The organism is Amycolatopsis sp. NPDC058986 (genome assembly GCF_042741125.1).
GTDB lineage: Bacteria > Actinomycetota > Actinomycetes > Mycobacteriales > Pseudonocardiaceae > Amycolatopsis.
Genome location: NZ_JBHYJW010000020.1, coordinates 22,195 through 47,041 on the forward strand (window position 1 = coordinate 22,195; position 24,847 = coordinate 47,041).

At 70.6% G+C, this 24,847-nt stretch carries 26 protein-coding genes and 1 riboswitch; of the genes, 16 read left to right on the forward strand and 10 right to left on the reverse strand.

Going from position 1 to position 24,847, the window contains the following annotated elements:
- The first annotated feature begins 42 nt into the window (after positions 1–42).
- Positions 43–1,215: a Cmx/CmrA family chloramphenicol efflux MFS transporter gene (locus ACFW0G_RS19140; protein ID WP_378326659.1), complete on the forward strand. Its 1,173-nt coding sequence runs from the start codon at positions 43–45 to the stop codon at positions 1,213–1,215.
- Here the strand turns inward: ACFW0G_RS19140 and ACFW0G_RS19145 are convergent.
- Positions 1,205–1,825, reverse strand: a complete 621-nt coding sequence (locus tag ACFW0G_RS19145; RefSeq protein WP_378326660.1) for a TetR/AcrR family transcriptional regulator — start codon at positions 1,823–1,825, stop codon at positions 1,205–1,207. The genes ACFW0G_RS19140 and ACFW0G_RS19145 overlap by 11 nt on opposite strands.
- Before the next feature lie 89 nt (positions 1,826–1,914).
- Between ACFW0G_RS19145 and ACFW0G_RS19150 the strand changes: the two genes are divergently transcribed.
- Both ACFW0G_RS19150 and ACFW0G_RS19155 read left to right on the forward strand, forming a co-directional pair.
- On the forward strand, positions 1,915–3,183 hold the full coding sequence (locus ACFW0G_RS19150; RefSeq protein WP_378326661.1) for an FAD-dependent oxidoreductase: 1,269 nt from the start codon (positions 1,915–1,917) through the stop codon (positions 3,181–3,183).
- Positions 3,184–3,301: 118 nt separating this feature from the next.
- Positions 3,302–3,496, forward strand: coding sequence for a hypothetical protein (locus ACFW0G_RS19155; RefSeq protein ID WP_378326662.1), 195 nt, complete (start codon positions 3,302–3,304; stop codon positions 3,494–3,496).
- Here ACFW0G_RS19155 and argS read toward each other — a convergent pair.
- The 3 genes from argS to ACFW0G_RS19170 form a co-directional block, all read right to left on the reverse strand.
- Positions 3,493–5,217 carry an arginine--tRNA ligase gene (argS, locus tag ACFW0G_RS19160; RefSeq protein ID WP_378326663.1) on the reverse strand — a complete coding sequence of 575 codons (1,725 nt, stop codon included), beginning with the start codon at positions 5,215–5,217 and terminating at the stop codon, positions 3,493–3,495. The two genes, ACFW0G_RS19155 and argS, sit on opposite strands and share 4 nt — an antisense overlap.
- A 194-nt stretch (positions 5,218–5,411) precedes the next feature.
- Entirely contained in the window at positions 5,412–5,999 is a 588-nt protein-coding gene (locus tag ACFW0G_RS19165) for a nitroreductase family protein (protein ID WP_378326664.1), read from the reverse strand.
- Between the two features lie 63 nt (positions 6,000–6,062).
- On the reverse strand, positions 6,063–8,171 hold the full coding sequence (locus ACFW0G_RS19170; RefSeq protein WP_378326665.1) for a RecQ family ATP-dependent DNA helicase: 2,109 nt from the start codon (positions 8,169–8,171) through the stop codon (positions 6,063–6,065).
- 346 nt (positions 8,172–8,517) lie between these two features.
- Between ACFW0G_RS19170 and ACFW0G_RS19175 the strand changes: the two genes are divergently transcribed.
- The gene (locus tag ACFW0G_RS19175) at positions 8,518–9,321 is read left to right on the forward strand and encodes a CPBP family intramembrane glutamic endopeptidase (RefSeq protein ID WP_378326666.1); all 804 of its coding nucleotides are present in this window, start codon (positions 8,518–8,520) and stop codon (positions 9,319–9,321) included.
- A gap of 6 nt (positions 9,322–9,327) precedes the next feature.
- Here the strand turns inward: ACFW0G_RS19175 and ACFW0G_RS19180 are convergent, their stop codons facing one another.
- A complete protein-coding gene (locus tag ACFW0G_RS19180) occupies positions 9,328–10,230 on the reverse strand; it encodes a DMT family transporter (protein WP_378326667.1) in 903 nt (300 codons plus the stop codon).
- 82 nt (positions 10,231–10,312) lie between these two features.
- On the opposite strand from ACFW0G_RS19180, the gene ACFW0G_RS19185 reads away from it, so the two are divergent.
- Positions 10,313–11,251 carry a LysR family transcriptional regulator gene (locus ACFW0G_RS19185; RefSeq protein WP_378326668.1) on the forward strand — a complete coding sequence of 313 codons (939 nt, stop codon included), beginning with the start codon at positions 10,313–10,315 and terminating at the stop codon, positions 11,249–11,251.
- 118 nt (positions 11,252–11,369) lie between these two features.
- On the opposite strand, the gene ACFW0G_RS19190 is transcribed toward ACFW0G_RS19185, so the two are convergent.
- Entirely contained in the window at positions 11,370–11,591 is a 222-nt protein-coding gene (locus tag ACFW0G_RS19190) for a DUF397 domain-containing protein (RefSeq protein WP_378326669.1), read from the reverse strand.
- A gap of 6 nt (positions 11,592–11,597) precedes the next feature.
- The gene (locus ACFW0G_RS19195) at positions 11,598–12,461 is read right to left on the reverse strand and encodes a helix-turn-helix domain-containing protein (protein WP_378326670.1); all 864 of its coding nucleotides are present in this window, start codon (positions 12,459–12,461) and stop codon (positions 11,598–11,600) included.
- 156 nt (positions 12,462–12,617) lie between these two features.
- Here ACFW0G_RS19195 and ACFW0G_RS19200 point away from each other — a divergent pair, with 156 nt between their 5' ends.
- The 8 genes from ACFW0G_RS19200 (at position 12,618) to ACFW0G_RS19235 (ending at position 19,719) form a co-directional block, all read left to right on the forward strand.
- Entirely contained in the window at positions 12,618–12,845 is a 228-nt protein-coding gene (locus ACFW0G_RS19200) for a hypothetical protein (protein ID WP_378326671.1), read from the forward strand.
- Between the two features lie 40 nt (positions 12,846–12,885).
- Positions 12,886–13,485, forward strand: coding sequence for a nicotinate-nucleotide adenylyltransferase (nadD, locus tag ACFW0G_RS19205; RefSeq protein ID WP_345406277.1), 600 nt, complete (start codon positions 12,886–12,888; stop codon positions 13,483–13,485).
- Positions 13,486–13,549: 64 nt separating this feature from the next.
- Positions 13,550–13,948: a ribosome silencing factor gene (gene rsfS / locus ACFW0G_RS19210; protein ID WP_378326672.1), complete on the forward strand. Its 399-nt coding sequence runs from the start codon at positions 13,550–13,552 to the stop codon at positions 13,946–13,948.
- The gene (locus ACFW0G_RS19215; RefSeq protein WP_378326673.1) at positions 13,945–14,559 is read left to right on the forward strand and encodes a histidine phosphatase family protein; all 615 of its coding nucleotides are present in this window, start codon (positions 13,945–13,947) and stop codon (positions 14,557–14,559) included. The genes rsfS and ACFW0G_RS19215 overlap by 4 nt, the downstream gene beginning before the upstream one ends.
- Before the next feature lie 2 nt (positions 14,560–14,561).
- Positions 14,562–15,290: a diglucosylglycerate octanoyltransferase gene (gene octT, locus ACFW0G_RS19220; RefSeq protein ID WP_378326774.1), complete on the forward strand. Its 729-nt coding sequence runs from the start codon at positions 14,562–14,564 to the stop codon at positions 15,288–15,290.
- A 5-nt stretch (positions 15,291–15,295) separates the two neighbouring features.
- Entirely contained in the window at positions 15,296–16,144 is an 849-nt protein-coding gene (locus ACFW0G_RS19225; protein ID WP_378326674.1) for a DegV family protein, read from the forward strand.
- 453 nt (positions 16,145–16,597) lie between these two features.
- A complete protein-coding gene (locus ACFW0G_RS19230; RefSeq protein ID WP_378326675.1) occupies positions 16,598–17,323 on the forward strand; it encodes a helix-hairpin-helix domain-containing protein in 726 nt (241 codons plus the stop codon).
- On the forward strand, positions 17,320–19,719 hold the full coding sequence (locus tag ACFW0G_RS19235) for a ComEC/Rec2 family competence protein (RefSeq protein ID WP_378326676.1): 2,400 nt from the start codon (positions 17,320–17,322) through the stop codon (positions 19,717–19,719). Before ACFW0G_RS19230 ends, ACFW0G_RS19235 begins: the two co-directional genes overlap by 4 nt.
- A 7-nt stretch (positions 19,720–19,726) precedes the next feature.
- On the opposite strand, the gene thrC is transcribed toward ACFW0G_RS19235, so the two are convergent.
- Positions 19,727–20,992, reverse strand: coding sequence for a threonine synthase (thrC, locus tag ACFW0G_RS19240; protein ID WP_378326677.1), 1,266 nt, complete (start codon positions 20,990–20,992; stop codon positions 19,727–19,729).
- Between the two features lie 13 nt (positions 20,993–21,005).
- Positions 21,006–21,140: riboswitch (SAM riboswitch) on the reverse strand.
- 134 nt (positions 21,141–21,274) lie between these two features.
- Here thrC and holA point away from each other — a divergent pair.
- Positions 21,275–22,255, forward strand: a complete 981-nt coding sequence (gene holA, locus ACFW0G_RS19245; RefSeq protein WP_378326678.1) for a DNA polymerase III subunit delta — start codon at positions 21,275–21,277, stop codon at positions 22,253–22,255.
- A 73-nt stretch (positions 22,256–22,328) separates the two neighbouring features.
- Here the strand turns inward: holA and rpsT are convergent, their stop codons facing one another.
- Complete coding sequence (gene rpsT, locus ACFW0G_RS19250; RefSeq protein WP_378326679.1) at positions 22,329–22,589, reverse strand: 30S ribosomal protein S20; 261 nt, start codon at positions 22,587–22,589, stop codon at positions 22,329–22,331.
- A 360-nt stretch (positions 22,590–22,949) separates the two neighbouring features.
- On the opposite strand from rpsT, the gene ACFW0G_RS19255 reads away from it, so the two are divergent.
- Positions 22,950–23,819, forward strand: a complete 870-nt coding sequence (locus tag ACFW0G_RS19255) for a DMT family transporter (RefSeq protein ID WP_378326680.1) — start codon at positions 22,950–22,952, stop codon at positions 23,817–23,819.
- Between the two features lie 23 nt (positions 23,820–23,842).
- The gene (locus ACFW0G_RS19260) at positions 23,843–24,220 is read left to right on the forward strand and encodes a VOC family protein (RefSeq protein WP_378326681.1); all 378 of its coding nucleotides are present in this window, start codon (positions 23,843–23,845) and stop codon (positions 24,218–24,220) included.
- On the opposite strand, the gene ACFW0G_RS19265 is transcribed toward ACFW0G_RS19260, so the two are convergent.
- Positions 24,217–24,831, reverse strand: a complete 615-nt coding sequence (locus ACFW0G_RS19265; RefSeq protein WP_378326682.1) for a class I SAM-dependent methyltransferase — start codon at positions 24,829–24,831, stop codon at positions 24,217–24,219. The genes ACFW0G_RS19260 and ACFW0G_RS19265 overlap by 4 nt on opposite strands.
- Positions 24,832–24,847 lie beyond the last annotated feature (16 nt).

The following is a 24,847-nucleotide window of genomic DNA, read 5'->3' on the forward strand; positions in this document are numbered from 1 at the left end:
CCGTCGTCTTGTCGACCCTCGATGTGGTTGCGGAGTCTGTTCATGCCTTTCGCCCTTTACCTGCTCGGACTGGCGGTGTTCGCCCAGGGGACGTCCGAGTTCATGCTTTCCGGTCTCGTCGCGGACATCGCGGCCGATCTGCACGTGTCCGTTCCCGCCGCCGGGCTGCTGACCTCGGCCTTCGCCGCCGGGATGGTGATCGGTGCCCCGGTGATGGCGTTGCTGAGCCTGCGCCTTTCCCGGCGTGGCGCGCTCGTCGCCTTCCTGAGCGTCTTCGTGGTCGTCCACGTGCTCGGCGCGGTGACCGCCGATTTCGGCGTCCTGCTGGCCACCCGCGTTGCCGGGGCGCTGGCCAACGCCGGGTTCTGGGCTGTCGCGCTGGCCGCCGCGAACGCGATGGTCAAGCCGGAACTACGCGGCCGCGCGACGTCCATTGTGGTCAGTGGGGTCACCGTCGCCTGTATCGCGGGCGTCCCGGCCGGTGCGCTGATCGGCCAGTTCTTGGGCTGGCGGTCGGCCTTCTGGGCGGTCGCCGTGGTCTCGCTCCCGGCCCTTTTCGCGATCCTGCGAACGATTCCCGGTGGCCGCCCGGCGTCGGCGGAAACGAGTGCGCGCAAGGAACTCCGCGTGTTGCGTGAGCCCCGGCTACTGGTCGTCCTGCTGCTCGGCGCGCTGGTCAACGGCGGGACGTTCGGTACCTTCACCTATCTCGCGACGCTGTTCACCACGGTCGGCGGGCTCGGCGTCGGCTGGGTGCCCGCCCTGCTCGCGCTCTTCGGTGTGGGCTCGTTCCTGGGCGTGACACTCGGGGGCAGGCTCGCCGACGTCCGGCCCGGTTTGGTCCTGTTCGGCGGAAGCGCGGCCCTGCTGCTCGGCTGGATCCTGCTGGCGGTCACGGCCGCGAACCTCGTCGTCGCGATCGCGCTCGTGTTCGTGCTGGGCGTGCTGTCGTTCGGGGTCGGGTCCACGCTGATCCCGCGCGTGTTCGCGGTGGCTCCCGGTGCCCCGACGCTGGCAGGTGGCCTGGCCACCGCCGCGTTCAACGTCGGGGCCGTGGTCGGGCCGTGGTTCGGCGGGCTCGCCATCGGCACGGCGCTCGGTTATCGCGGCGCCCCCTGGGTGAGCGCGGTGCTGGTGGCCCTCGCGCTCGCCCTCGCCGTCGCCACCCAGCGCTTCCCCGAGCGCCGCCGCGCGAAGGCCGACGCTACGGCTTGAGGTGGCCGACGACGCGCGCCAGCTGGTCCGCGTAGGCCCGGGCGAAGTCGGGGGAGCCCGGATCCTGGCCGGTCAGCGCGCGGACCACCCGGGGCAGCGCGAGCGCCGCGCTCGCGGCGGACATCAGGATGAGCAGGAGCGTGGCGGGGTCGACGTCGTCCGGGAAGTCGCCCGCGGCCTGGCGGGCCCGGACGTAGTCGACCTGGTGCCGCAGGAATTCCCGCTGTTCCTCGACACCGACGGCGTCCGGCGCGCCGTCGGTCAGGTTCTCCCAGAGGAACAGCCTGCCGAGGTCGACGTCGCCCAGCCCGGCGGCGGCGAAGTCGCGGACGACGTCGGCCAGCGGGCGTCCCGGATCGGCCAGCGCGACGTAGTCCTGGTTCATCGTGCTGGTCAGCTCGGTGTACAGGCCTTCCTTGCCGCCGAAGTAGTACGAGATCAGCTGCTTGTTCACGCCCGCGCGTGCCGCGATGTCGCCGACCCGTGCCGAGGCGAACCCCTTCGCGCCGAACTCGGCTTTCGCGGCTTCGAGGATCCGCGCCTTCGTGCGTTCGGGGTCGCGTTTGCGCTCGTCCGGGCGCGGCGAGCGGCGGGGAGTCGGTTCGGCCACGGGACCAGCCTAGTCGCTGACTCTATCAGCTTCAGGGTTGACTTAATTATCCGTGAGGATGATTATGAGGTGGGCGAGAGGAGCTGAAGATGACCACGAGGATCGCCGTCATCGGCGGCGGCACGGGCGGGCTGTGTCTGGCGCACGGACTGCGAAAAGCAGGACTGGACGTGGCCGTGTACGAGCGCGGCCGGACCCGGGCGGAGCGGCTGCAGGGCTACCGGGTGCACATCAACCCGCACGGTGCGGCGGCGCTGCGCGCCTGCCTGCCCGACGAGCAGTGGGAGAGATTCGTGGCCACCTGCGGACGGCGTGGCGGCGCCTTCGCGTTCGTCACCGAACAACTGCGCGAGCTGGTCGTGATCGACGACGAGGGCGGTCACGACCCGGCGTCGGCCCATCATTCGGTCAGCCGGATCTCCCTGCACCAGGTCCTGTCCTCGGGTCTCGACGGAATCCTGAACTACGGCAAGGAATTCGTCCGCTACGAACAAGGCCCGAGGTCCGTCACCTGCCATTTCGCCGACGGCAGCACGGCCGAGGCCGACCTGGTGATCGGCGCGGACGGCGCGAATTCCCGGGTACGCAAGCAGTTCCTGCCGCACGCGGACCGGGTCGACACCGGGATCGTCACCGTGGCGGGGAAATTCCCGCTCACCGACGAGACCCGGTCACTGCTTCCGCGACGGCTGACGGGCGGGCCGAACCTCGTGATGGCGCCGAGTGGCCTCGGGATGTTCACCGCCCCGCACGAATTCGGTGGCACGGCGGTGAACGACGAGACCGCGGAGATCGACCCGATCCTGTTCGACAACACCGGTTCCTACGTCATGTGGGCCTTCGGCGCGAACGCGGCACGGTACCCGGCCGGACTGTCCGAACTGGACGGTCCGGGCCTGCGTTCGATGGTGCTGGAGCGCGTCCACGGCTGGCATCCCGGGTTCCGCCTGCTCGTCGCGGACAGTCCGGGGGAGACCGTGACGCGGATTCCGCTGCTCACCTCGGTTCCCGTGAAGCCGTGGCCCACCGGCCCGGTGACCCTGCTCGGCGACGCCGTGCACAGCATGACCCCGTTGCGCGGGATCGGGGCGAACACGGCGCTGCGGGACGCGCGGTTGCTGTGCCGTAACCTCGTCGCGGCGCACCGGGACGGCGGCGACGCCGGTGCCGCCGTCGCGGATTACGAACACCGGATGCGCGACTACGGATTCCAGGCCGTGCGTGCCTCGGCCCGCAGTGCGGACCAGTTCGTGTCCGAGAATCGCTTCGGCAGGGCGATGGCTCGCGGTGTGCTGGGCCTGATCGGCTCGGTGCCCGCGCTGAAACGCCGCATCTTCAGCGAGCAGGGGAATTCCTGATCCGTTCCACGATGTAATAACCCTAAATGCCGCTTAAGTTTTCTGGCGTTCATGGCGGCCGGCCGTATCGTTGCGGTAAGCGGTTCACTGGAGAACCGCCGAAGCGTGAGGGGGCATCATGCTGGAAGTATTCGTGATCCTGGGCGTCATCATCGTCGGTCTGCTCGCGATCGCCGTGGTCGTGGACTTCAAGGACCGCAACCGGAGGGGGCGTCCGCTCGCCAGGGGGAACGGCCTCGGCCAGGCCCGCCGCGACGACGTCAACCAGAACCCGCAGACCGGTGACCAGGGCGGCTACCTGTACTGGAGCTAGAGCCGGCCGGGCGTGTCGATGCCGAGCAGTGACAGGCCGAGCACCAGCGTGCGCGAGGCCAGCGTCGCCAGCCGCAGCCGTGACGCGCGCAGTTCGTCCGTCGGCGCCGTGAGCACCGGGCAGCGCTCGTAGAACCGGGAAAACACCACCGCGGTTTCGTACAGATACGTGCACAACTTGTGCGGCGAGTAAGACGACGTCGCGCTGTGCACGGCCTCGCCGAAGCGGAGCAGGCTCAGCGCCAGTGTCCGCTCGGCGGGGTCGTCGAGCAGCACCGGCGAGTCCGGTTCGGGTTCGCCCGCGCGGGCCAGCAGCGAGCGGATCCGGGCGTTCGCATACTGGAGGTAGACCGACGTGTTGCCCTCACGCGCGAGCATCCGATCCCAGGCGAAGACGTAGTCGCGCTCGCGGTCGCCGGACAGGTCCGCGTACTTGATCGCGCCGATGCCGACGGCACGGGCCACCTCCCGCTGGGCATCGGCGGGCAGTTCGCTGCGCTCCGCCACGACGGACTCGGCCTGGCCGACGGCTTCGGCGAGCAGATCGGCCAGCTTCACGGTGTCGCCCGCCCGGGTCCGCATCGTCTTCCCGTCCGCGCCGAGCACCGAGCCGAACCCGATGTGCTCGGCGTGCTGCGTCGTGAGCCACTTCGCGTCGCGGCAGACCGCGAAGACCATCGCGAAGTGCTGCGCCTGCGGTGCACCCACGACGTAGAGCAGGTCGGTGGCGCCGCGCTCGGCCGTCCAGTACCGCAGCGTCGCGAGGTCGGTCGCGGCATAGCCGTAGCCGCCGTCCCGTTTCCGGACAATCAGCGGGAGCCGATCGCCTTCCCGGTTGCGGAATCCGTCGGGGAACACGCACACCGCGCCGTCGCTGACCTCGGTCAGCCCGGTGGCCTCCAGATCCGCGACGACCTTGGCGAGGTACGGGTTGTAGAAACTTTCGCCGTAGAGGTCGGCGTCGGTCAGGGTGACGCCGAGCAGGGCGTAGACCTCGTTGAAGTGCCGTGTCGACTCGTCGACGAGTCGCTGCCAGGTCGCCAGTGTCTCGGCGTCGCCGCCCTGCAGCAGCACGACGCGTTCGCGTGCCCTGGTCGCGAAGGCCTCGTCGGTGTCGAATTTCCGCCGCGCGGCCCGGTAGAACGCGTCGAGATCCTCGATCCGGCCGCCCTCGTGCCGCTCGTCGAGCAGCTGCTCGATCAGCATGCCGAACGGGGTGCCCCAGTCACCGAGATGGTTGTGCGGCAGCACCTCGTGCCCGGCGAACCGCAGCAGCCGGGCGAGCGCGTCGCCGATCACCGTCGACCGCAGATGCCCGACGTGCATTTCCTTCGCGACGTTCGGGCTGCTGTAGTCGAGCGCGATCCGCCGCGGGGCCGTTGTCTTCGCGACCCCGAGCCGGGGATCGACGGCGATCGCCGCGACGCGCTGTTCCAGCCACTCGCGGCGCAGGACGAAGTTCAGGAACCCGGGGCCCGCGATCTCCGGTGGCTCCGCGATCCCGCCGAGGTCGACGTGCTCGGCGATGAGGGCCGCCACTTCCCGCGGCGCGCGGCCGGCCCGTTTGCCGAGGCTCATCGCGAGATTGGCTTGGTAGTCCACGCCTTCACGCGTGGACACCTGGATCAGCGCCTCGTCGGGAGTCAGCGTGATGTCCAGTGCACGGGCGACGGCGTCCACCACGCGTCGTGCCAGTTCCTCGCTCACCTCGGCTGTCTGCATGGTGTCCCTCCTTCGTCCTCGTCGCGGAATTCGCAGGGTAGCGGGAGGGAACGCGCGGTGACGAAGGATTTAGCGCAGCTCGCTGCCGCGCGTCTCGGGGAGTACAAAGTGGACAGTGGCATGCCTTCACCTGACGTTCGGACTGCCCTCTGCCGGATCGCCAGCCGGTTCGGAAGTTTTCCTTGCGTGCGGTCCTAGCGGCGCCACTCGACCAGTTCGTCCAACTGCAGGCGCTGCTGCCGGAACAACTCGCGCCGCACGCCGTCCTCCTCCGGCGCGTACCCCAACGTCACGACACCGGCGAGCCCCCAGTCGTCCGGCAGCTCCAGCAACTCGCGCAGCCCTTCTTCGTGCGGGCCGAAGAACCCGGTGGCCAGGCCCTCGTTCGCGGCGGCGAGTTGCAGCAGTACGAGCAGGCTGCCGCTGTCGAACCACCAGTACGGCACCGGCCAGCCGATCTCGGTGCCGTCCTCGTTGATCTTGTCGGGCTTCCGGTATCGCTCGTGGTAGGACTCCTCCCGCACGCACAGGGCGATGAGCACCGGTGCCTGGCGTACCCATTCGGGAAAGCCCACGCGGCCGTACTTCGGGTCGTAGAGGTCGGCGATCCGGTCCTGCAGCCCGGCGTCGGTGATCACGAGCAGCCGGTGTCCCTGGCTGAATCCGGCGCTCGGCGCCCGGTGGATCACCTTGACGATCCGCCTCAGCACCTCGTCGTCGACGGGGTCCGGCCGGTAGGTGCGCACCATGTGGCGTGCCTTGAGCACTTCGGCGAAGTCCATGAACTCATCGTGTCAGCGAATTGCGGGCCGGTGTACTCCTTTCGTCGTCGGGTTGTCCGGTCGTCACGCCGTGCTGGCGAGCGCGAAGGGCAGGACAGCGGGTGCGCCCGCCTGGCGCAACAGCCGGGACGCCAGCGTCATCGTCCAGCCGGTGTCGATCACGTCGTCGATCAGCAGAATCGGCCCCGCCACACCGGAAATCCGCTCGGCGACTTCCCCGGCCAGGCTCAGCCGCCGCCACAGATCGGCCAGCCGCTGAGCGCTGTTGGCCTGCCGCGGCGGCGGACCCGCCGACTCCAGTGCGCCCAGGTATTCGAGCCGCCCGATCGAAGCCAGCCGGGTGGCCAGGCTGTGCGTGAGCCGGGGCCGGGTCGCCGAGGGGATCTCGACCACCGCGACCGGCCGCTCCGCCCACTGCCACGCGGCCAGCACCTTGACGCAGGCCTGGAACACGCCGTCCGGGACCTCGCCGTCCTTCGCCGTCGTTCCGACGAGCTCCCGCAGCCGGGTGCCCCAGCCGACGTCGGTGAGCCTGCCGAGCACCTGACCCGGCTCGGCCTGCTCGGCGGCCGCGATCCGCCCCGACAGCGGGACGTCCAGCGCGGACATCCCGCTGGGCCACTGCTTGCGTTGCGCCACTTCGACTCCCGGCCGCTCCAGCCGTTCGCGGGTGGCGACCACGCTGTCCTCCGACACCGTCGTGTCCCAGTGCTCGCCGGTGCAGTTGTCGCAGCGCCCGCACGGCGCCGCCTCGGGGTCGTCGAGCTGACGACGGAGGTACTCCATCCGGCACTCCGTCGTGCCGAGATAGCCGAGCATCGCCTCCTGCTCGGCGGTACGGGCCGTGGCTACCCGCGCATACCGCTCGCGGTCGTAGTGCCAGTCCTGCCCGGTGCTCTCCCATCCGCCCTTGACCCGCCGGACCGCGCCGTCGACGTCGAGGACCTTCAGCACCATCTCCAGCCGCGTCCGGGACAGCTCGACGGTCGGCTCCAGCGCGGCTGTCGAAAGTGGACGGTCGGCGTAGGCGAGCGAGTTGAGCACCTGGGTCACCCGCAGCTCGTCCGGGAAGGCCAGCGAACCGAAGTACGCCCAGATCGCCCTGTCCTCCTCGCCGGGCAACAGGATCACCTCCGCGCGCTCCACACCGCGACCGGCACGCCCGACCTGCTGGTAGTAGGCGATGGGGGAGGATGGCGCGCCGAGATGCACCACGAAACCGAGATCCGGCTTGTCGAACCCCATCCCGAGCGCGGACGTCGCCACCAGCGCCTTCACTCGGTTCTCCAGCAGATCGTCCTCGGCGGCCTGGCGGTCGGCCGGATCGGTCTTCCCGGTGTAGGCCGCGACGCGGTAGCCCCGCTCGGCCAGCAGCGAGGCCACATCGTGGGCGGCCGCGACGGTGAGCGTGTAGATGATTCCCGAGCCTGGCAGCTTTTCCAGATGCTCGGCGAGCCAGGCCAGCCGTGCCTGCGGGGTCGGCAGCCGGCAGACCGACAGCCGCAGGCTTTCCCGGTCGAGGCTGCCGCGCAGCACCACGGTGTCCCCGCCGGTGCCGATGCCCAGCTGATCGGCCACATCGGTGGCCACCCGGTCGTTCGCGGTCGCGGTGGTGGCCAGCACCGGGACGCCGTCGGGCAGCTCGGCGAGCAGCGTGCGCAGCCTGCGGTAGTCGGGGCGGAAGTCGTGCCCCCAGTCGGAGATGCAGTGGGCCTCGTCGACCACGAGCAGCCCGGCGCTCGCGGTCAGCTTGGGCAGCACGGTGTCGCGGAAGTCGGGGTTGTTCAGCCGTTCCGGGCTCACCAGCAGGACGTCCACCTCGCCCGCCGCCACGGCCGCCTGGACCTGGTCCCACTCCTGCGGGTTCGCCGAGTTCATCGTCGCCGCGTGGATCCCGGCCCGCGCCGCCGCGGCGATCTGGTTGCGCATCAGCGCGAGCAGCGGCGAGATGATCACCGTCGGCCCGCTGCCGCGTTCCCGCAGCAACGCTGTCGCGAGGAAGTAGACCGCCGACTTGCCCCAGCCGGTGCGCTGCACGACGAGCGCGCGCCTGTGCTCGGCGACCAGTGCTTCGATCGCCGTCCACTGGTCCTCGCGCAGGGTCGCTCGCTCACCGGCCAGTGCCCGCAGGAGGGTCTCGGCTCGGTCGCGGAGAGGTGAGGTCGTGTCCACGTCCCCACGTCTACCCCATGCCACCGACGGACCTGTAATCGGCGGTGTCGCGACTGGACCGCTCGTGCCGCGAACGGGTAGATATGTGACGCAGATCACATTCAAACGGGCGTAATGGGGGTCACGGTGCCGAGTCTCCCTGGCAGACCGGTTCCCCTCGGGGGGAGGAACCGATCTCCGGCGGTTTCCCCCAGGCCGCCGGAACGCGGTGCGCGGGTGGCCCGGCCGGGGAGCGGCGGGCTATCCGCGCACCGCGTGCTTTCGGCGGCCGCGCTGTCAGGCTCTCCGCGCGCCGCGTCAGTCCCGTGTCAGCGTCATGTCGGCGGACCGGACGAACGTTCCCGGCATGGAGACCAAGTCCACCGCACAAGGGGCCCGGCCGCGCCGAATCGTCGAGCGGTTGCTGGCCGATCGCCATTCGCTGCCGCTGTCGATCACGCTGCACCTTCTCCCCGGCGTCCTGATCGTCGCCGTCTATCTGCTCATCGCCCGGCCGCTGACCAAGTCCATCGGCTATCCGCCGTTCCTGGGCTGGGCGATCGCCATGCTCCTGGCCCTGGCGCCGTTCGAACTCGGCCTGCTGCTGTGGCTGGGGCGCCGGCGAAACGGCCGTTTCTCGCTGCGCGGGGTGGTGCACTACCTGGACAAGCCGCTCTCGCGCGGGAAACTCGTTGCCCTCGTCATTCCCTTGATCGTGTGGTTCCTGGTGGTGTCGTTCGCGTTGATGCCCATGGACAGCTTCTTCTACGACCTGTTGTTCCGGTGGCTCCCGTTCGAGGGTGCGGGCGGCGGCCTCACCGACGGCCTCGCCGGATACCCGCACTCGGTCATGGTGGTCGCGCTGGCGGTGTGCATTCCGCTGACCGGGCTGGCCTTCCCGGTCATCGAGGAGCTCTATTTCCGGGGCTTCCTGATGAGCCGCCTGTCCCGGTTGGGGCGGTGGGCGCCGGTACTCAGCACGGTGCTGTTCTCGCTGTACCACCTGTGGTCTCCCTGGGTTTTCCTGTCCAGGGTTGTGTTTTTCTTCCCGGGGCCGTGGTTCGTCTGGCGGAAGAAGGATCTGCGGGTGTCGATCGGGATGCACGCGGGCACGACTTTCCTCCTCCAGACGCTCGGTACGCTCGCCCTCCTGCTGAACCTCCTGCCGTGACGCGCGCTATCGCCTGCGGGAGATGGCGACACCGGCCAGGCACAGCACGCCGCCGATGAGCCCGAATGCCGTGGGGATCTCGGAGAGCAGCAGCCACGACAACAGCACCGATGCGGCCGGGACGGCGTAGGTCACCGCGGACAGCCGACCGGCGTCCATGCGGCGCAGCGCGTAAGCCCACGCGGTGAACCCGACCGCCGTGGGGAACACGCCCAGGTAGCCGGCGCCGAGCACCGCCGGTGTGGAAGCCACCCGCAGCTCGTCGATCAGCTGGGGTGTCCAAGGCAGCAGGACCACGGTGGCGACGACGCAGCCGAGCCAGATCGCGGTCAGCCCGTCGACGTGGCGCAACGCCACCTTCTGGATCATGACGCCCGCGGCGTAGAGCGCGGCGGCCAGCAGGCACAGCAGCACGCCCGACGCATCGCGCTGGGTGGTGGCCCCGGTCGCGATGATCGCGGCTCCGCCCAGCGCGACGAGCGAGCCGACAATGAGAGAGCGCGAGAAGCCTTCGCCGAGAAGCTTCCCGGCAGCGATGGCGACCAGCAGCGGCGCGAGGTTGACCAGCAACGCCGCGGTCCCGGCGTCGACGTGTCGTTCTCCCGCGTTGAGGGCGACCGTGTAACCGGCGAGCCACAGCACTGCGTACGCCGCGATCAGCAGGAAAGCCTTGCGGGACAAGCGGATCCGGACCGCCCGCTTCGCCACCACGATCACGGTGAGCGTGACGGCCGCGACGCCGAGCCGCAACAGCGCCAGCGGCGCGGGGGACAATGCGTGCCCGATGCCGCGGATGGCGACGAACGACGAACCCCACAGCACCACCGCGAGCCCGGCTGCGGCCGCGATCTTGCCGATGTCGGTTTTGCTGGTGCCGGTGGGCCGGGCGGTATCGAGTAGATCGGTCACCCAGGCATCGTCGCCCGCGTCTTCTGTACAGCACAAGCGACGAGTTCTGTACCTCTGTTAAGTAGCGCTGTACAGTCGCGGCATGCTGGACATCCCACGGCTCCGCGTCCTGCGGGCGGTCGTCGCGACGGGTTCGATCCGCGCGAGCGCCTCCGCACTCGGCTACACACCGTCGGCGGTGAGCCAGCAACTCGCCGCGCTGCAACGGGAAACCGGCCTGCGGCTGTTCGAACGGTCCGGTCGCGGCATCGAGCCCACCGCGGCGGGCCGGACCCTGGCCGCCGAGGCAGACACGTTGTTCGAGTCGTTCAGCCGGGTCGAGCGGGTGGTCGGCGATCTGCGCGCCGGACGGGTCGGCAGCCTTGCGATCGGCTACTTCGGCTCGGCCGGTGCGACATGGCTGGCGCCGACCGTCGCCGCGCTGCGTGCCGAGTTCCCGGACCTCCGGCTGGACCTGCTGCTGACCGAGTTCACACCGGGCGACCCGGACGTCGACATCTTCGTCGAGGAGACCGGTGCCGAACGTCCGGCAACCATCGAGGTGCGCAGACTCGCCGAGGACCCCTATCTCGCCGTCGTCCGCGTCGACGACCCGCTCGCCAGCGTGCCGGAGGTGCGACTGGCGGACCTGGCCGAGCGGCATTGGGTGGACAACGATCTGCGCGAAGGGCCGTGCCGCCAGGTGCTCCTCAACGCCTGCGCGCAGGCCGGGTTCTCCCCGGGTTTCGTGGTGGAGACACACGACTACCGGACCGCGATGTCCTTCGTGGCAACGGGAATCGGGCTGACCGTGGTGCCGGCGCTCGGCATCGGCGAACTGCCGGAGGGCCTGACCACCGTCACGCTGACGGCCCCCACCCCGGTCCGGCATCTGAGTCTCGCGGTGAAGAAGTCGATCGCGCGGCACCCCGCCGCCCGCCGCGCCGTCGAGCTGCTGGAAGGGCTGGTGTGCGCGGGGAATCCCGAGCGGGCTAGCCGGTTTACCGGACGCTCTCCGGAACTTGCCCGAGGGCCCGCTTGAACGCTGGGCGCCACGCCCCGTTGTCGCGAACGCTCCGTTCGGGACGTTGATCGTCGCGAACGGAGCGTTCGCGACGATCAAGGCCGATGAAACCAGGTGAGGCGAGAGCCGCGGAGCCCTAGCTGAGGTGGTCGCGGAGCGCGGTCCAGGTGGCGGGGCCGGTGTGGAGGACGCCGCTGGCGTCGCCGAGTTTCGAGTCGCGGATGGCACGTCCACCGTCAGGCAGCTCCGCCAGTTCGACACATTCGCTACTGCCGTCGCTGTTCTGTCCGCTGTAGCTGGACTTGCGCCAGGTGAGCCGGGTCGGTACGCGCTTGCCGGTGTGTGCCACGGTCGTCACTTCCAGTCAGTCGATGAGTCGACCGAAGGTGCCCGCCGCGTCGTCGATGAGGGTCTTCGATGCCTCGAACGGCAGTGCCGACACCCGTTTGTGGTCGAACACCAGCCTATACGGCTTCGTCGTGGCGGGGCGATCCCGGTAAAACGTCTCCTCGACACCTTCGACGGCGACCATGTCGCTGTTCGGCTCATCGTCGAAGCCGATCAGCGTGAAGTCTCTGCCCATGCCGGGATGAGCGCCGCCTTCGTTGGGCTGAACCTGGATTTCGATATGCCGCTTGTCTGCCTGCGCCCGAAGATGGCGGAGCTGGTCGCGCATCACCGTTGGGCCGCCGACCGCGAGGCGTAGCGCCGCTTCGTGGATGATCACGCGGACGGTCGGTGGTGGATCCGCTGCGAGCACGTCCTGCGTGGCCTTCCGAACGTCGATCAATTCCTCCCTTCGCTCGGGATCGATGAAACCGCTCTCGGCGAACAGCGCGCGCATGTAGTCCTCGGTCTGGAACAGGCCGGGAATCAGCAGTGTCGCGACGATCAGGATCTCATCCGCGTCCTTACTCAGCTCCTTGAAAGTACGGGTCTTGAGCGGCACGAACCCCGGATACTCACTCCTCGTCTGCCGGATCTCGCGTGAGAGCTGAAGCCAGGCGTCGGTCTCCTCCGGCGAGCAGTGGTACGCGCTCGCGAGCAGCAGGATCTTCGCCTTGTCGATGCGGGTTTCGCCCTTTTCGATCCGGTGCATCGTGCGGACGGCGACGTCGAGGACTTCGGCGGCGGCTTCGACGGTGAGCCCCGCGCGCTCGCGGAAGGCGCGCTCGGCCGCGCCGACCTGGCGTTTCTTGCTGGTCGAGGTGTTCTTGCCGGGTGGCATCAGTGGGGTCGCTCTTTCGTGTCAGTCGGCTGGGATCTACGGTCAGTATGGCAGCTCAAAGTGGTCAGAGTCACAACTTCACTCTAAAGTGGCAGTGTAAAACTGTCACTGACATGTTTACATGGGCATCACCAAACCCCAGGCGAGGGAGAGATGATGGCCGTGTTCCCGGAACAGCGAGAAAGGGTGTCCGTGTCGATGATCATCGACGGCGACACCGCCATGACGTGCCGGATCGAATCGGAGGAAGACCTGACCTTCACGATCGGCTCCGCGCTCGAGTCGTATCTGACGTTGGACCACGTCGCCGCGCGGCGGTTCCGGGACCTGCTCGGGACGGCGCTGGCGGAGGTCGCCGCCGGCGGGGGTGCGCCGGGCCGGTGAGGCACGCGGCCCCGGTCCGCGGTGTATAGGCTCACCAGTCATGTCACCACGGCGGATCGGGGTCATGGGCGGCACGTTCGACCCCGTGCATCACGGCCACCTCGTCGCGGCCAGCGAGGTCCAGTCGCGGTTCGCGCTGGACGAGGTCATCTTCGTGCCCACCGGTCAGCCGTGGCAGAAGGCCGACAGGGTGGTCACCAAGGCCGAGGACCGGTACCTGATGACCGTCATCGCGACGGCGTCCAACCCGGTCTTCTCGGTGAGCAGGGTGGACATCGACCGCGGCGGCCAGACGTTCACGGTCGACACCCTGCGCGATCTGCACGCCGAGTATCCCGACGACCAGCTGTTCTTCATCACCGGCGCGGACGCGCTCGAACAGATCCTGACCTGGCACCGCGCCGACGAGCTGTTCACCTACGCGCACTTCATCGGCGTGACCCGGCCCGGCTACCGGCTCAACTCGCATCACCTGCCCAGCGGCAAGGTGAGCCTCGTCGAGGTGACCGCGATGGCGATCTCCTCGACGGCCTGCCGCGAACGCGTCGAGCGGGGCGAGCCGGTCTGGTACCTCGTGCCCGACGGCGTCGTCCGCTACATCGCCAAGAAGGACCTGTATCGCAAGGACGAAGGTGCGTGATGCACGGCATGTCGGTGCCGCCGGGTACGCTCTTCGGGCGCATCCCCAACGACAAAGGAGCACTGTGACAGCCACGTCCCAGGCACGGGAGCTGGCCGTAGCGGCCGCGCACGCCGCGGCGGACAAGAAGGCCAGCGACATCGTCGTGCTGGATGTGTCCGAACAGCTGGTGATCACCGACGCCTTCGTCATCGCCTCGGCCCCCAACGAACGGCAGGTCGGCGCGATCGTCGACAACGTCGAGGAGAAGCTGCGGATGGCCGGGCACAAACCGGTCCGCCGTGAGGGCGCCCGTGAGGGCCGCTGGGTGCTGCTCGACTACGTCGACGTCGTGGTGCACGTCCAGCACCAGGAGGCGCGGGTCTTCTTCGGCCTCGAACGGCTGTGGAAGGACTGCCCGCGCATCGAGGTCGAGGGCCTGGCCGAGCCCGGCGAGGCGGAAGACGTGGACGAGGCTCAGTGAACCCCCGGCGGCTGGTGCTGTGGCGGCACGGGGAGACCGACTACAACGCCGCCGGACGGATGCAGGGGCATCTCGACTCGGCGCTGACCCCGGTCGGCTGGAACCAGGCGCGTTTCGCGGTGCCGGGGCTGGCGCGGTTCTCGCCGGAACTCGTCATCGCCTCCGACCTGCGCCGCGCCACCGACACGGCCACCGTGCTGACCGAGGCGCTCGGCGTCCAGCTGCGCATCGACAAGCGGCTGCGGGAAACGCATCTGGGCGAGTGGCAGGGCCTCACCGGCGAGGAGGTCGACGCGGCCTATCCCGGCGAGCGCGACCGCTGGCGTGCCGATGCCACCTGGGCCCCGCCCGGCGGTGAGTCCCGGGTGGACGTCGCCGAGCGCGCGATCGAGGTCGTCGCCGACCTGAGCCTGCCGAACTCCGGGGCAGGCGACACGGTCCTGCTGGCGACGCACGGCGGGCTGATCATCGCGCTGACCGCGAAGCTGCTGGGCCTGCCCGTCGAGGTGTGGCCGTCGCTGGGCGGGATCGTGAACTGCCACTGGGTCGAACTCGTCCAGCGGGACGGGAAGTGGCGGCTGTACGCGTACAACGCGGGTATCACCGGCTGACGATGGGGCCACGCCTGCTGGTGTTCGGCGATTCGCTGAGCTTTCACGGACCCGAGGGGCCGTGTGCCGCCGACGAACCCCGGCTGTGGCCGAACATCGCGGCCGAGGCGCTCGGCGGGAGCGCCGATCTCGTCGCCGGTTTCGGCTGGACGGCGCGGGACGCCTGGTGGTCGCTCATCGGCGATCCGCGGGTCTGGGCCGATCTGCACCACGTCGACGCCGTTGTCCTCGCCGTCGGCAGTATGGACACCCTGCCCTCGCCGCTGCCGACGTATCTGCGCACCGGACTGCGGTATCTGCGGCCGGATCCGGTCCGCAGGCTCGTCCGCAAGGCGTACCTCGCGGCTCAGCCACGGCTCGCGATCGCGTTGCGCGGCCGTCCCGTCGTGCTGCCCGCGAAGCTCACTGTGCACTACCTCGACACGGCCGTCGGGGCGTTGCGCATTCTCCGGCCGGAGCTGCCGATCTTCGGGATGCTGCCGTCGGTTCACCGCGCCGCCGCGTACGGCGGCGTGCACACCGCGCATCCGGGCGCGACCACCGCGCTGGCGGAGTGGGGCGCGCGGGCGGACGTGCCCATGCTGGACCTCCCCGCCGTCGTCGGCGAGCATGTCCGCGGCGGGCACGGGAACCCGGACGGGATGCACTGGGGCTGGGCGGGGCACGCCGCGGTCGGCGACGCGATGGCGAAGCTGATGACGCCGTCCCTCACACCCGGCCACGTAGGCTGACGCGCGTGTCGGTCGCGGTAGTCACGGATTCCACCGCCCACCTGCCAGAGGGGTTCGCCGAGCGCAGCGCGGTGCGGGTGGTGCCCCTGCACGTCCTGGTGGACGGTGCGGTGTCCCTCGACGGCACCGAGATGGGCCCCGCCGCGCTCGCCGAAGCGTTGGGACAGCGGAAGATCGTCACCACTTCGCGGCCGACGCCCGCCGAATTCGTCGCCGAGTTCCGCGCCGCGCTGGACGCGGGTGCCGACGCCGTCGTGTCGGTGCACCTGTCCCGCGAGCTGTCCGGCACCTGGGAGGCGGCGGTGCTGGCGGCGCAGGAGGTCGGGCCCGATCGGGTGCGCGTGGTCGACTCGCGGACCACCGCCATGGGCCTGGGTTTCGCGGCCCTGCACGCCGCCGGTGCCGCCGCGGCCGGAGCGTCCCCGGCCGAAGTGGAGGCCGCCGCGGTGGCGACCGCCGAACGTTCCGAGACGCTGTTCGTGGTGGAGACGCTGGACTACCTGCGCCGGGGTGGGCGGATCGGCCCAGCGGCCGCGCTGCTGGGCACGGCGCTCGCGGTGAAACCCGTGCTGCACATGGACGACGGCCGGATCCGGCCACTGGAGAAGGTCCGCACGATGAACCGCGCGGTGGCGCGGCTGGTCGAACTCGCGGTGTCGGCTGCTGGGCAGGGCGAGGTCGAACTCGCGGTGCACCACCTCGCCTCGCCGGAGCGCGCGGTCGAACTGGCCAACCGGCTGGAGGAGGCCGTGCCCGGCTCGTCCGGCTGTGTTGTTTCGGAGATCGGCGCGGTGATCGGCGCGCACACCGGCCCCGGTGTGCTCGGCGTCGTCGTCCAGCGCGCGATCGGCTGAACCGCCTCCTGACTGTCCACAGTAGACACCGGCGTCGGGGGCGCACTGAAGGCGTCCTTCACCGCGTCCAGTGCACTGAAAGCGCCCTTCAGTGCACGGGGCCTTGATCCGCCGGATGCGGGGTTTCGCTGCCCCGGCCGCCGCACCGAGGGACGCGCTTGTCGCACTCAATGCACCGAGGGACGCCCTTGTCGCAACCAGCCCCGCGACCCATCACGAGCACCGCGGATCCCGGTGCAGCCCACCGTAGACGCCTCCCAGCGCGCTCCTCCGCGACGGACACCGCCGCACCGAGCCCGAGCAGATGGGTAACCCGCCAGCATCGCATCCGGGTACGACGGAAACCGGTCGAATCCGGCCGTGCCCGGGCGATCTGTCCACAAGACCCCACTTGTCCACAGCCGCGCCGATTTCCCCTGCCGGACGGCTTCCGGCTGTCCTAACGTCGATCGTGTGTTCGACCCCGCCGCCCGGGACCCGGGCTCCTCCGTCAACGCCAGGCTCGCGTGGCTGGCCGATCAGCTGTCCCCGGACGCCCCTGCGATGGGCGCCGGTGGGCGGCTGGTCCGGCGCTGGCTGCCCGCGGGGCTGGCGGGTGGCTCGGCGGGCAAACGCCGGCTCGTGCTCGGCGCTGTCCTCCTCGGTGTCGTCTTGCTGGTGGTCGGCGCGGTGGCGCTCTTCGGCGGCAGGCCTGCCGCGGAGAGCCCGCCGGGGCTGCCGAGCGCGAAACCGGTCGCCGAGCAGCCCCAGCAGCCGAAGACCGGTCTCGTGATCAGCGTGATCGGCCGGGTTCGGTCGCCGGGGCTGATCACCCTGCCCGCGGGCGCACGCGTCGCGGACGCGCTCCGTGCCGCCGGTGGCCCGGAACCCGGCACCGATCCGAGCGCGCTGAACCTGGCCCGGCGGCTGACCGACGGAGAACAGCTCGCGGTCGGTGTCCCGGCGCCGGCGGCGGCCGGGCCCGGCGGAGCGGGCGCGCCACCGGGCAAGGTCGATCTCAACGCGGCCACGGCCGATCAGCTCGACACCCTGCCGGGTGTCGGCGCCGTGATGGCCCGCCGGATCGTCGAATGGCGTACCCGGCACGGCGGGTTCGCCAGCGTCGAGCAACTTCGCGACGTCGAAGGCATTGGCGAAGCGAAGTTCTCGAAAATCCGGGAGCAGGTGAGCGTCGGATGAGCGCGGGGCTTGGCACACCGGAGACGCGGCGGCCGCCGCCATGGTGGCGTGCGCAGGATCCCCGGCTCGTCCCGGCCGCGCTGGCGGTGTGGGGCGTGACGCTGGCGGCGCTGCTCGGCACGTGGTGGGTGGCCGTGGCAGGGGGAGCGGTCACCGCGATCGCCGGCGCGGTGGTGTTCTGGCGCCGCCCGTCCTGGCGAGCGGCGGCGGGTGCGTTGCTACTGCTCGGGTTGGCGCTCGCGGGTCCCACTGCGATGCGTGTCCGCGACGCGGAACAGGATCCGTTGCGCGCGGCCGCCGTCCATGGGGCTCCGGCCGTGCTGCGGGTGGTGGTCACCGAACGGCCGAAACCGGTCCGCTCGGCCGGGTATGCCGATCGTCAGGCCGGTGCCCGGTCGGTCGTGCTCCCCGCCGAGGTGACCGCCGCGGAGGTCGCGGGGCGGCGCGCCGAGAGCACCGGCCGTGTCTTGCTGCTCGCCCCGATCACGCCATGGTCGGGCCTGTTGCCCGGTCAGGCCGTGACGGTCTCCGGGCAACTCGGGCCCGCGCGTGGCGCGGAACTGATTGTTGCGGTGCTGTCGGTGCGTGGTCCGCCCAGCGATGTCGGTACCGCGCCGTGGTGGCAGCGGGCGGCCGAGTCCTTGCGCGCCGGTCTGCACCGGCTGTGCGCGAGTCTCCCGGAAGAACCCGCCGGTCTCCTGCCCGGTCTGGTCGTCGGGGACACGAGCGCGTTGCCGCCCCGAGTCGAGCACGAGTTCGTCTCCTCGGGGATGTCCCACCTCACGGCCGTCAGCGGTGGGAACCTCGCGATCGTCTGCGGCGCGGTGCTGCTCCTGCTGCGCGTGCTGCGGATCGGGCCACGTGCCTCGGCGATCGCGGCCGGGCTGTGCCTGGTCGGATTCCTCGTGCTCGCGGGGCCGGAGCCGAGCGTGCTCCGGGCCGGGGTCATGGGCGCGGTCGGCCTGCTGGCACTGGCGCTGGGCAGACAGGGCTCGGCCTTGCCCGCGCTGGCCTTTTCGGTCTGCGCGCTGGTGATCTGGGATCCGGCGATGGCCGTCGACTTCGGCTTCGCGCTCTCGGTGCTGGCCACGGCCGGGCTGGTTCTGCTGGCGCCGCGGTGGGCGGACGCGATGGTGCGCCGGGGCGTTCCGGCGGGCTACGCCGAGGGGCTGGCCATCCCGCTCGCGGCGTTCGTGGTCACCGCGCCGGTGCTGGCGGGCATGGCGGGTTCGGTGAGTGTGGTGTCGGTGCTGACCAACGTGCTCGCGGCGCCGGTGGTGGCACCGGCCACCGTGTTCGGGGTACTGGCCACCGTCGTGGGGCCGTGGTGGCCCGGCGCCGGGAACGTGCTGGTCCACCTGGCCGATCCGGAGGCGCGGTGGCTGATTCTCGTGGCGCGGCACGGCGCGCGGGCACCCGGCGCGGTCTTGGACTGGCCCGGCGGCTGGTGGGGCGGTCTGCTCGCGGCGGCGCTGCTCGCCGTCCTGGTGGTGGCGTTGCGGCTGCGCCGGATCCGGGTACTGGTGACGGTGCTGCTCGCCGTGGTGCTGCTGGTGTTCGTTCCGGTCCGGGTGTTCGCCCCGGCCTGGCCACCGGACTCGTGGGCGATGGTCGAATGCGATGTGGGCCAGGGTGACGCGCTGGTGCTGGCGACGGCCGAGCGCGGCCGGGCGGTGGTCGTCGACACCGGGCCCGAACCCGGCCCGGTCGACGAATGCCTGCGACGGCTCGACATCGACCGCGTGCCACTGATCGTGCTGAGTCACCTCCACGCCGATCATCTGGGCGGGCTGGTGTCGGTGTTCGAGGGCAGAACGGTGGGCGCGGTGGCGGTCGGGCCGGGCAGGGCGCCGGGCTGGGCCTGGCGGCAGGTCGCGGAGGAAGCCGGACGCCATGGCGTGCCCCTCCTCGAACTGAGCGTCGGGCAGCGGCTGGAGTGGCCGGGGCTGTCCCTCGACGTGCTCGGGCCGCGATACGTTCCGGCGCGCTCGGCCACCGAGCAGGACGGGACGATGGTCAACAACAGTTCGGTCGTGCTGCGCGCGGGAACGCCTGCCGGGCGCGTGCTCCTGACCGGTGACGTGGAACTGGCGGCGCAGGCCGATTTGCTGGCAGGGGGAGCGGATCTGCGGTCCGAGGTCTTGAAGGTCCCGCACCACGGGTCACGGTATTCGCTGCCGGACTTCCTCACGGCCGTCGCGCCCCGCGTCGCGATGGCCAGTGTGGGCGCGGGAAACCGCTACGGCCATCCCAGCAAGTCCACTGTGGACGCTCTGATCGCGTTGGGGGCGTTGGTGACCCGCACCGACCTCGACGGGGACACCGCGGTGCTCCCGGACGGTGGCGGTCCGGCGGTCTCCCGCCGGGGCGAGCCGCGTGGCCCGCCCCGGCGGTGAACCGGCGTCAGTAGCCGAGGGCCTCGCGCACGGCGGCGGCCGACGGTGCGACGGTCGCCTTGGGGCCGACGTGGTCCTCGACGGCGTCGAGCGTCTTGAGGCCGTCGCCGGTGATCAGCAGGACGGTCTCGGCGTCCGGGTCGAGCTTGCCGGTCTCGATGAGCTTCTTCGCCGTGGCGACGGTGACCCCGCCCGCCGTCTCGGTGAAGATGCCTTCGGTACGGGCCAGCAGCCGGATGCCCTCGACGACCTCTTCGTCGCTCACGTCCTCGATCGCGCCGTTGGTGCGGTTGACGACGTCGAGCACGTACGGGCCGTCGGCCGGGTTGCCGATCGCCAGCGAGCGCGCGATGGTGTCCGGCTTGACCGGCTGGACGACGTCGTGCCCGGCGCGGAACGCGGCCGACACGGGCGAGCAGCCGGTGGCCTGGGCGCCGAACACCTTGTACGGGCTGGCTTCCACCAGTCCGAGCTGGCCGAGCTCGCGGAAGCCCTTGTCCACTTTGGTCAGCTGGGAGCCGGAGGCGATCGGCACGACGATCTGCTCGGGCAGCCGCCAGCCGAGCTGCTCGGCGACCTCGAAGGCCAGCGTCTTCGAGCCCTCCGAGTAGTACGGGCGGACGTTGACGTTCACGAACGCCCAGCTCTCGTGCTCGGCGGCGAGTTCGGTGGCGAGGCGGTTGACGTCGTCGTAGTTGCCGTCGACGGCGATCAGCGCGCCGTCGTACACCGCGGTCGTGAGGATCTTGGCGCGTTCCAGCGTCTTCGGGATCAGCACGACCGACTGCCAGCCCGCCCGGGCGGCCGCGGCGGCGACGGCGTTGGCGAGGTTGCCGGTCGAGGGACAGCACAGCACCTCGAACCCGAACTCGCGGGCGGCCGCCAGCGCGACGGCGACGACCCGGTCCTTGAAGGAGTGCGTCGGGTTGCCGGTGTCGTCCTTGACCCAGATCCGCTTGACCCCCAGCGCTTTCGCCAGCCGGTCGGCCCGGACCAGCCGGGTGCAGCCTGGCTCGGTGTTGGGGATCTCCTCGACGTTGGAGGGAACCGGAAGGAGTTTCTTGTAGCGCCAGATGTTCTTCGGGCCGGCTTCGATGTCCTCGCGCCGGACCCGGCCGAAGTCGTAGGCGACCTCGAGCGGCGAGAAGTCTTCGGCGGAGACGAATTCGGGAGCGAGCGGCTGCCGGTGACCCTCTTCCTTCGACACCAGTTCGACGGCCGGGCCCAGGTCCGGGGTCTTGGTGGTGGAGGTCGTGCCGAGGGTTGCGGTCATCGCGAGGTTCCTTTCCTCATCTGTCCCGCCGAGGCGGGCCGGAATTGGCACCGTGTTCGTCAGCTATCCCGCGATCGCGGGATGACAGGCTTTGACGCCGGTTGCCGGGGCTTCGTCGGGCCGTTCCCTCTGCCCCTCTGGATGAGCGGTATTCGGTTGTCGGCGCGCCGCTGGGCGCTGCCTCGGAACACACCGTACGGCATCCTGATCGGCTCGTGCCACGGTGGGCGCGCCGGTGTCACCGGAGCGGGCGTGTCGCCGGGCGGGTGAGAGGATCGGGGGGTGACCGCGCAAGCCACCGCCACCGCACCGCTGCATCTCGTACTCGGTGAGGAAGAACTGCTCATCGAACGGGCTGTCCGCGCCGCCCTGGACGCCGCCAAGGCGGCCGATCCGACCGCGGACATGACCAGGATGCGGGTGTCCGAACTCACAACGCCCGAACTCGCCGAACTGGTGAGCCCCTCGCTGTTCAGCGAGGGCCGGGTGATCGTCCTCGAGGCGGCGCAGGACATCTCGCAGGAGCTGTCCGACGCCGTGCTGTCCTACCTCAAGGCGCCCGCCGACGGGATCGTGCTGGTCGTCGTGCACACCGGGGGCGGCAGGAGCAAGGCGGCGAAGGCGCTGCCCGCCGCGCTGCGCAAGGCCGGGGCCCAGATCACCGAGTGTCCCAAGCTGACGAAGGCCGCCGACCGGGAGTCGTTCGTCCGCAACGAGGTCCGCCGGGCGGGCGGCAAGATCGACGGCGCCGGGGTGCTCGCGCTGATCGACGCCGTGGGCTCGGACCTGCGGGAGCTGTCGTCGGCGGCGACGCAGCTCGTCGCGGACTCCGGCGGCGTCGTCGACGAGCAGGCCGTGCGCCGGTACCACCGGGGCCGCGCGGACGTGACGGGCTTCGCGGTCGCGGAGAAGGCCGTGGCGGGGGACAGGGCGGCCGCGCTGGAGCAGTTGCGCTGGGCGATGCAGCTGGGGGTGCCGCACGTGCTCGTCGCCGACGCGCTCGCCGATGCCGTCCGCACCATCGCCAGGGTCTCCGCGGCCGGACGGGGCAACCCGAACCAGATGGCAGGGGAACTCGGCATGCCGCCGTGGAAGGTGCGCAAGGCGCAGGGCCAGTCACGCGGCTGGAACCAGGACGGTCTCGCCGCCGCGATGCGGGTCGTCGCTCGGCTCAACTCCGAGGTCAAGGGTGCCGCGGCGAGCCCGGACTATGCACTGGAGCGAGCTGTGAACGAGGTCGTCGCCGCCAAGGGCGACCACTGAGGCCGGCCGCTGAGGAGAAGGACACGCGGAAGGCCCCGGCGACCGAGGTCGCCGGGGCCTTTCGGAGAACGGCTCAGATGCTGTTCGCGCGCTTGGCCATCGCGGACTTCTTGTTCGCGGCCTGGTTGGCGTGGATGACGCCCTTGGTGACCGCCTTGTCCAGCTTCTTGGCGGCCTCGCGCTGCAGCTCGACGGCCTTGGCCTTGTCCCCGGACTCGGCGGCCTCGCGGAACTTGCGGATCGCGGTCTTCACCGAGGACCGGATCGCCTGGTTGCGCTGACGCGCCTTCTCGTTGGTGGTGATGCGCTTGATCTGCGACTTGATGTTGGCCATGGTGGCGCTCCTGTCGTGTACTCGGTGAGTTCGCTGCCGCGTCGCTGTGGCCCCGGCCACCCTCACGGGCGCCCGGGTTTCCTCCCTGACGGAATGCCGCACGACAACGAACGGAAAGCCTAACAGCCTGCTCCGGCGGCCTCGCGAGGGCCTCGACGTGATCGCTTACGCGTACTACGGTGGGTGGAGTCAGTGCCTAGGGTTCCGCCAGCGGCCCGCACCTGCGGGAGAGACAACAAGGGCCGGTGGGGCAGGTCCGAGCGGCACCATCGGCGGCTCAGGAGCCCGCCGTTCATCTGACGGGACAAAAGCCTGGAGGACCTGGGGTTTTCGCGTGCGCGAAAACCTCGAAAGGGTCCGATGAACGCCACCGCTCTGTCCCTCGTCCTCGTCGCCGCCGTCGTGCACGCCGTGTGGAACCTCGCCGCCAAGCGGGTCGGCTACGGCGGTGCCCGCTTCGTGTTCCTCTACTACACCGTTTCGGCCGTCGCGCTCCTCCCGGTCACGATCGTCGTCCTCGCCGTGGAAAACGAACGTCCACAGTGGACTTGGCTGCTGGCCGCGGCGGTGACCGCGCTGCTGCACGTCGGATACGGCGTGGTGCTGCAACGGGGTTACGTCGTCGGCGATCTTTCGGTGGTCTACCCGCTCGCGCGGGGTACCGGCCCGCTGCTCTCGGTCATCGCGGCGGTCGTGCTGTTCGGTGAGCACCCCGGCTGGCTCGGGCTGGCCGGCGCCTTCCTGGTGATCGTCGGCGTGCTGGTGATCAGCACCGGGCGCCGGGACGGGGAGACCGATCCGCGGGCCCGCCGGGCAGGGATCGGCTACGGCCTGCTCACCGGCGCGTTCATCGCGGGCTACACGCTGTGGGACGCGCACGCGGTGACCGGTCTCGCCGTCCCGCCGATCGTCTACTTCGCGGTCGGCTCGGTCATGGAGTGCCTGCTGCTGATGCCCTACGCGCTCGTCGACCGGCCGATGATCGGCAAGCTCTGGCGCGAGCACAAGCGCGAGGCGCTGCTGGTCGGGCTGCTGTCCCCGGTCGCGTATCTCCTGGTGCTCTACGCGCTGCGGATCGCCCCGGTCAGCCTGGTCGCCCCCGCGCGCGAGCTGAGCATCGTGCTCGGCGGGCTGGCCGCCTGGCTCGTCCTCGGCGAGGCGAACGCGGTGCGCAGGCTGGTCGGTTCCGTGGTCGTGTTGTCGGGTATCGCCGCGATTGCGGTGGCCTGATCTTCCCGGTAGGGATTGAGCCCATGGAAGTGCTGAGCAGCAGGGTTCTCATCCATCCGCGCGACATCGAGGCGTCCACCGCGTTCTATCGCGACACCCTCGGGCTGGCGATCGACAAGGAGTTCCCCGGCGGCACGGTGTTCTTCCTCGGCCACGGGTCGCTGGAGATCGTCGGCAGCGCGAGTGCCGGGCCGAGCCCGGACGTCGCGCTGTGGATCCAGGTCCGTGATCTGCCCGCCACGCTCGCCGACCTCGCCGGCCGAGGGGTGACGCCGGTGCGGGAGGCTCGCCGGGAACCGTGGGGGCTCGACGAGGCGTGGATCGCCGATCCCGACGGTACTCGCATCGTCCTGGTCGAGGTGCCCGCCGGGCATCCGCTGCGCACCGATCCCCGGAGCTAGCGCGCGGGCTTGACGGCGCGCAGCTGCGCGGCGAGCGCGGTGAAGCCCGGCGGCTCCCATGTCCAGGTCTGGAGGTCGGTGAACCCGGCGGACTCGGCTTCGCGGGCGAGGACGTGCCGCGACACGGGCAGCCACTTCTCGTGGGCGGAGATCAGCAGTCTGCCGCCAGGACGCAGGACGCGGTACAGCTCGGCGAAGCCCGCCGCGCGATCGGGCCACAGCTGGACGTTGTTCACGCTCAGTGCCACGTCGAGCGATCCGTCGGGCTCGCCGGTGTCCGCGGCCGTGCCCTGGCGCAGTTCGGCGCGGTCGCCGCAGCGCTGGTGGCACAGCGCCAGCATGCCCGGCGACGGATCGACGCCGACCGCGCGACGGGCGAGCTTCGCCACGTCGTCCAGGCCGACGCCGGGGCCGGGCCCGACGACCAGTACGGACTCGTCCGGTTCGATCTTCGCGAGTGCGGCCACCCGGTGCTCGGTCTGTGCGTTGCCGTGTGCCATGACCAGGCCACCGAGGCGGCCGAGCAGACCGCGGGGATGGCCGAACGTGCGGTCCAGCAGACCGGCGGGGGCCGGTCCGGAGGCGGGCACGGGCGAGGGGGAAGTGCTCATACTTCGAGGGCACCAC

Excerpts from the sequence above, each read along its gene's own strand:
- ACFW0G_RS19255 (WP_378326680.1), top strand. The coding sequence starts at position 22,950 with ATGAACGCCACCGCTCTGTCCCTCGTCCTCGTCGCCGCCGTCGTGCAC.
- ACFW0G_RS19155 (WP_378326662.1), top strand. The coding sequence starts at position 3,302 with ATGCTGGAAGTATTCGTGATCCTGGGCGTCATCATCGTCGGTCTGCTC.
- nadD (WP_345406277.1), top strand. The coding sequence starts at position 12,886 with ATGTCACCACGGCGGATCGGGGTCATGGGCGGCACGTTCGACCCCGTG.
- octT (WP_378326774.1), top strand. The coding sequence starts at position 14,562 with ATGGGGCCACGCCTGCTGGTGTTCGGCGATTCGCTGAGCTTTCACGGA.
- ACFW0G_RS19235 (WP_378326676.1), top strand. The coding sequence starts at position 17,320 with ATGAGCGCGGGGCTTGGCACACCGGAGACGCGGCGGCCGCCGCCATGG.
- ACFW0G_RS19195 (WP_378326670.1), bottom strand. The coding sequence starts at position 12,461 with ATGCCACCCGGCAAGAACACCTCGACCAGCAAGAAACGCCAGGTCGGC.
- argS (WP_378326663.1), bottom strand. The coding sequence starts at position 5,217 with ATGCAGACAGCCGAGGTGAGCGAGGAACTGGCACGACGCGTGGTGGAC.
- ACFW0G_RS19150 (WP_378326661.1), top strand. The coding sequence starts at position 1,915 with ATGACCACGAGGATCGCCGTCATCGGCGGCGGCACGGGCGGGCTGTGT.
- ACFW0G_RS19175 (WP_378326666.1), top strand. The coding sequence starts at position 8,518 with ATGGAGACCAAGTCCACCGCACAAGGGGCCCGGCCGCGCCGAATCGTC.
- ACFW0G_RS19260 (WP_378326681.1), top strand. The coding sequence starts at position 23,843 with ATGGAAGTGCTGAGCAGCAGGGTTCTCATCCATCCGCGCGACATCGAG.
- ACFW0G_RS19185 (WP_378326668.1), top strand. The coding sequence starts at position 10,313 with ATGCTGGACATCCCACGGCTCCGCGTCCTGCGGGCGGTCGTCGCGACG.
- ACFW0G_RS19265 (WP_378326682.1), bottom strand. The coding sequence starts at position 24,831 with ATGAGCACTTCCCCCTCGCCCGTGCCCGCCTCCGGACCGGCCCCCGCC.
- ACFW0G_RS19165 (WP_378326664.1), bottom strand. The coding sequence starts at position 5,999 with ATGGACTTCGCCGAAGTGCTCAAGGCACGCCACATGGTGCGCACCTAC.
- thrC (WP_378326677.1), bottom strand. The coding sequence starts at position 20,992 with ATGACCGCAACCCTCGGCACGACCTCCACCACCAAGACCCCGGACCTG.
- ACFW0G_RS19140 (WP_378326659.1), top strand. The coding sequence starts at position 43 with ATGCCTTTCGCCCTTTACCTGCTCGGACTGGCGGTGTTCGCCCAGGGG.
- rpsT (WP_378326679.1), bottom strand. The coding sequence starts at position 22,589 with ATGGCCAACATCAAGTCGCAGATCAAGCGCATCACCACCAACGAGAAG.
- ACFW0G_RS19200 (WP_378326671.1), top strand. The coding sequence starts at position 12,618 with ATGGCCGTGTTCCCGGAACAGCGAGAAAGGGTGTCCGTGTCGATGATC.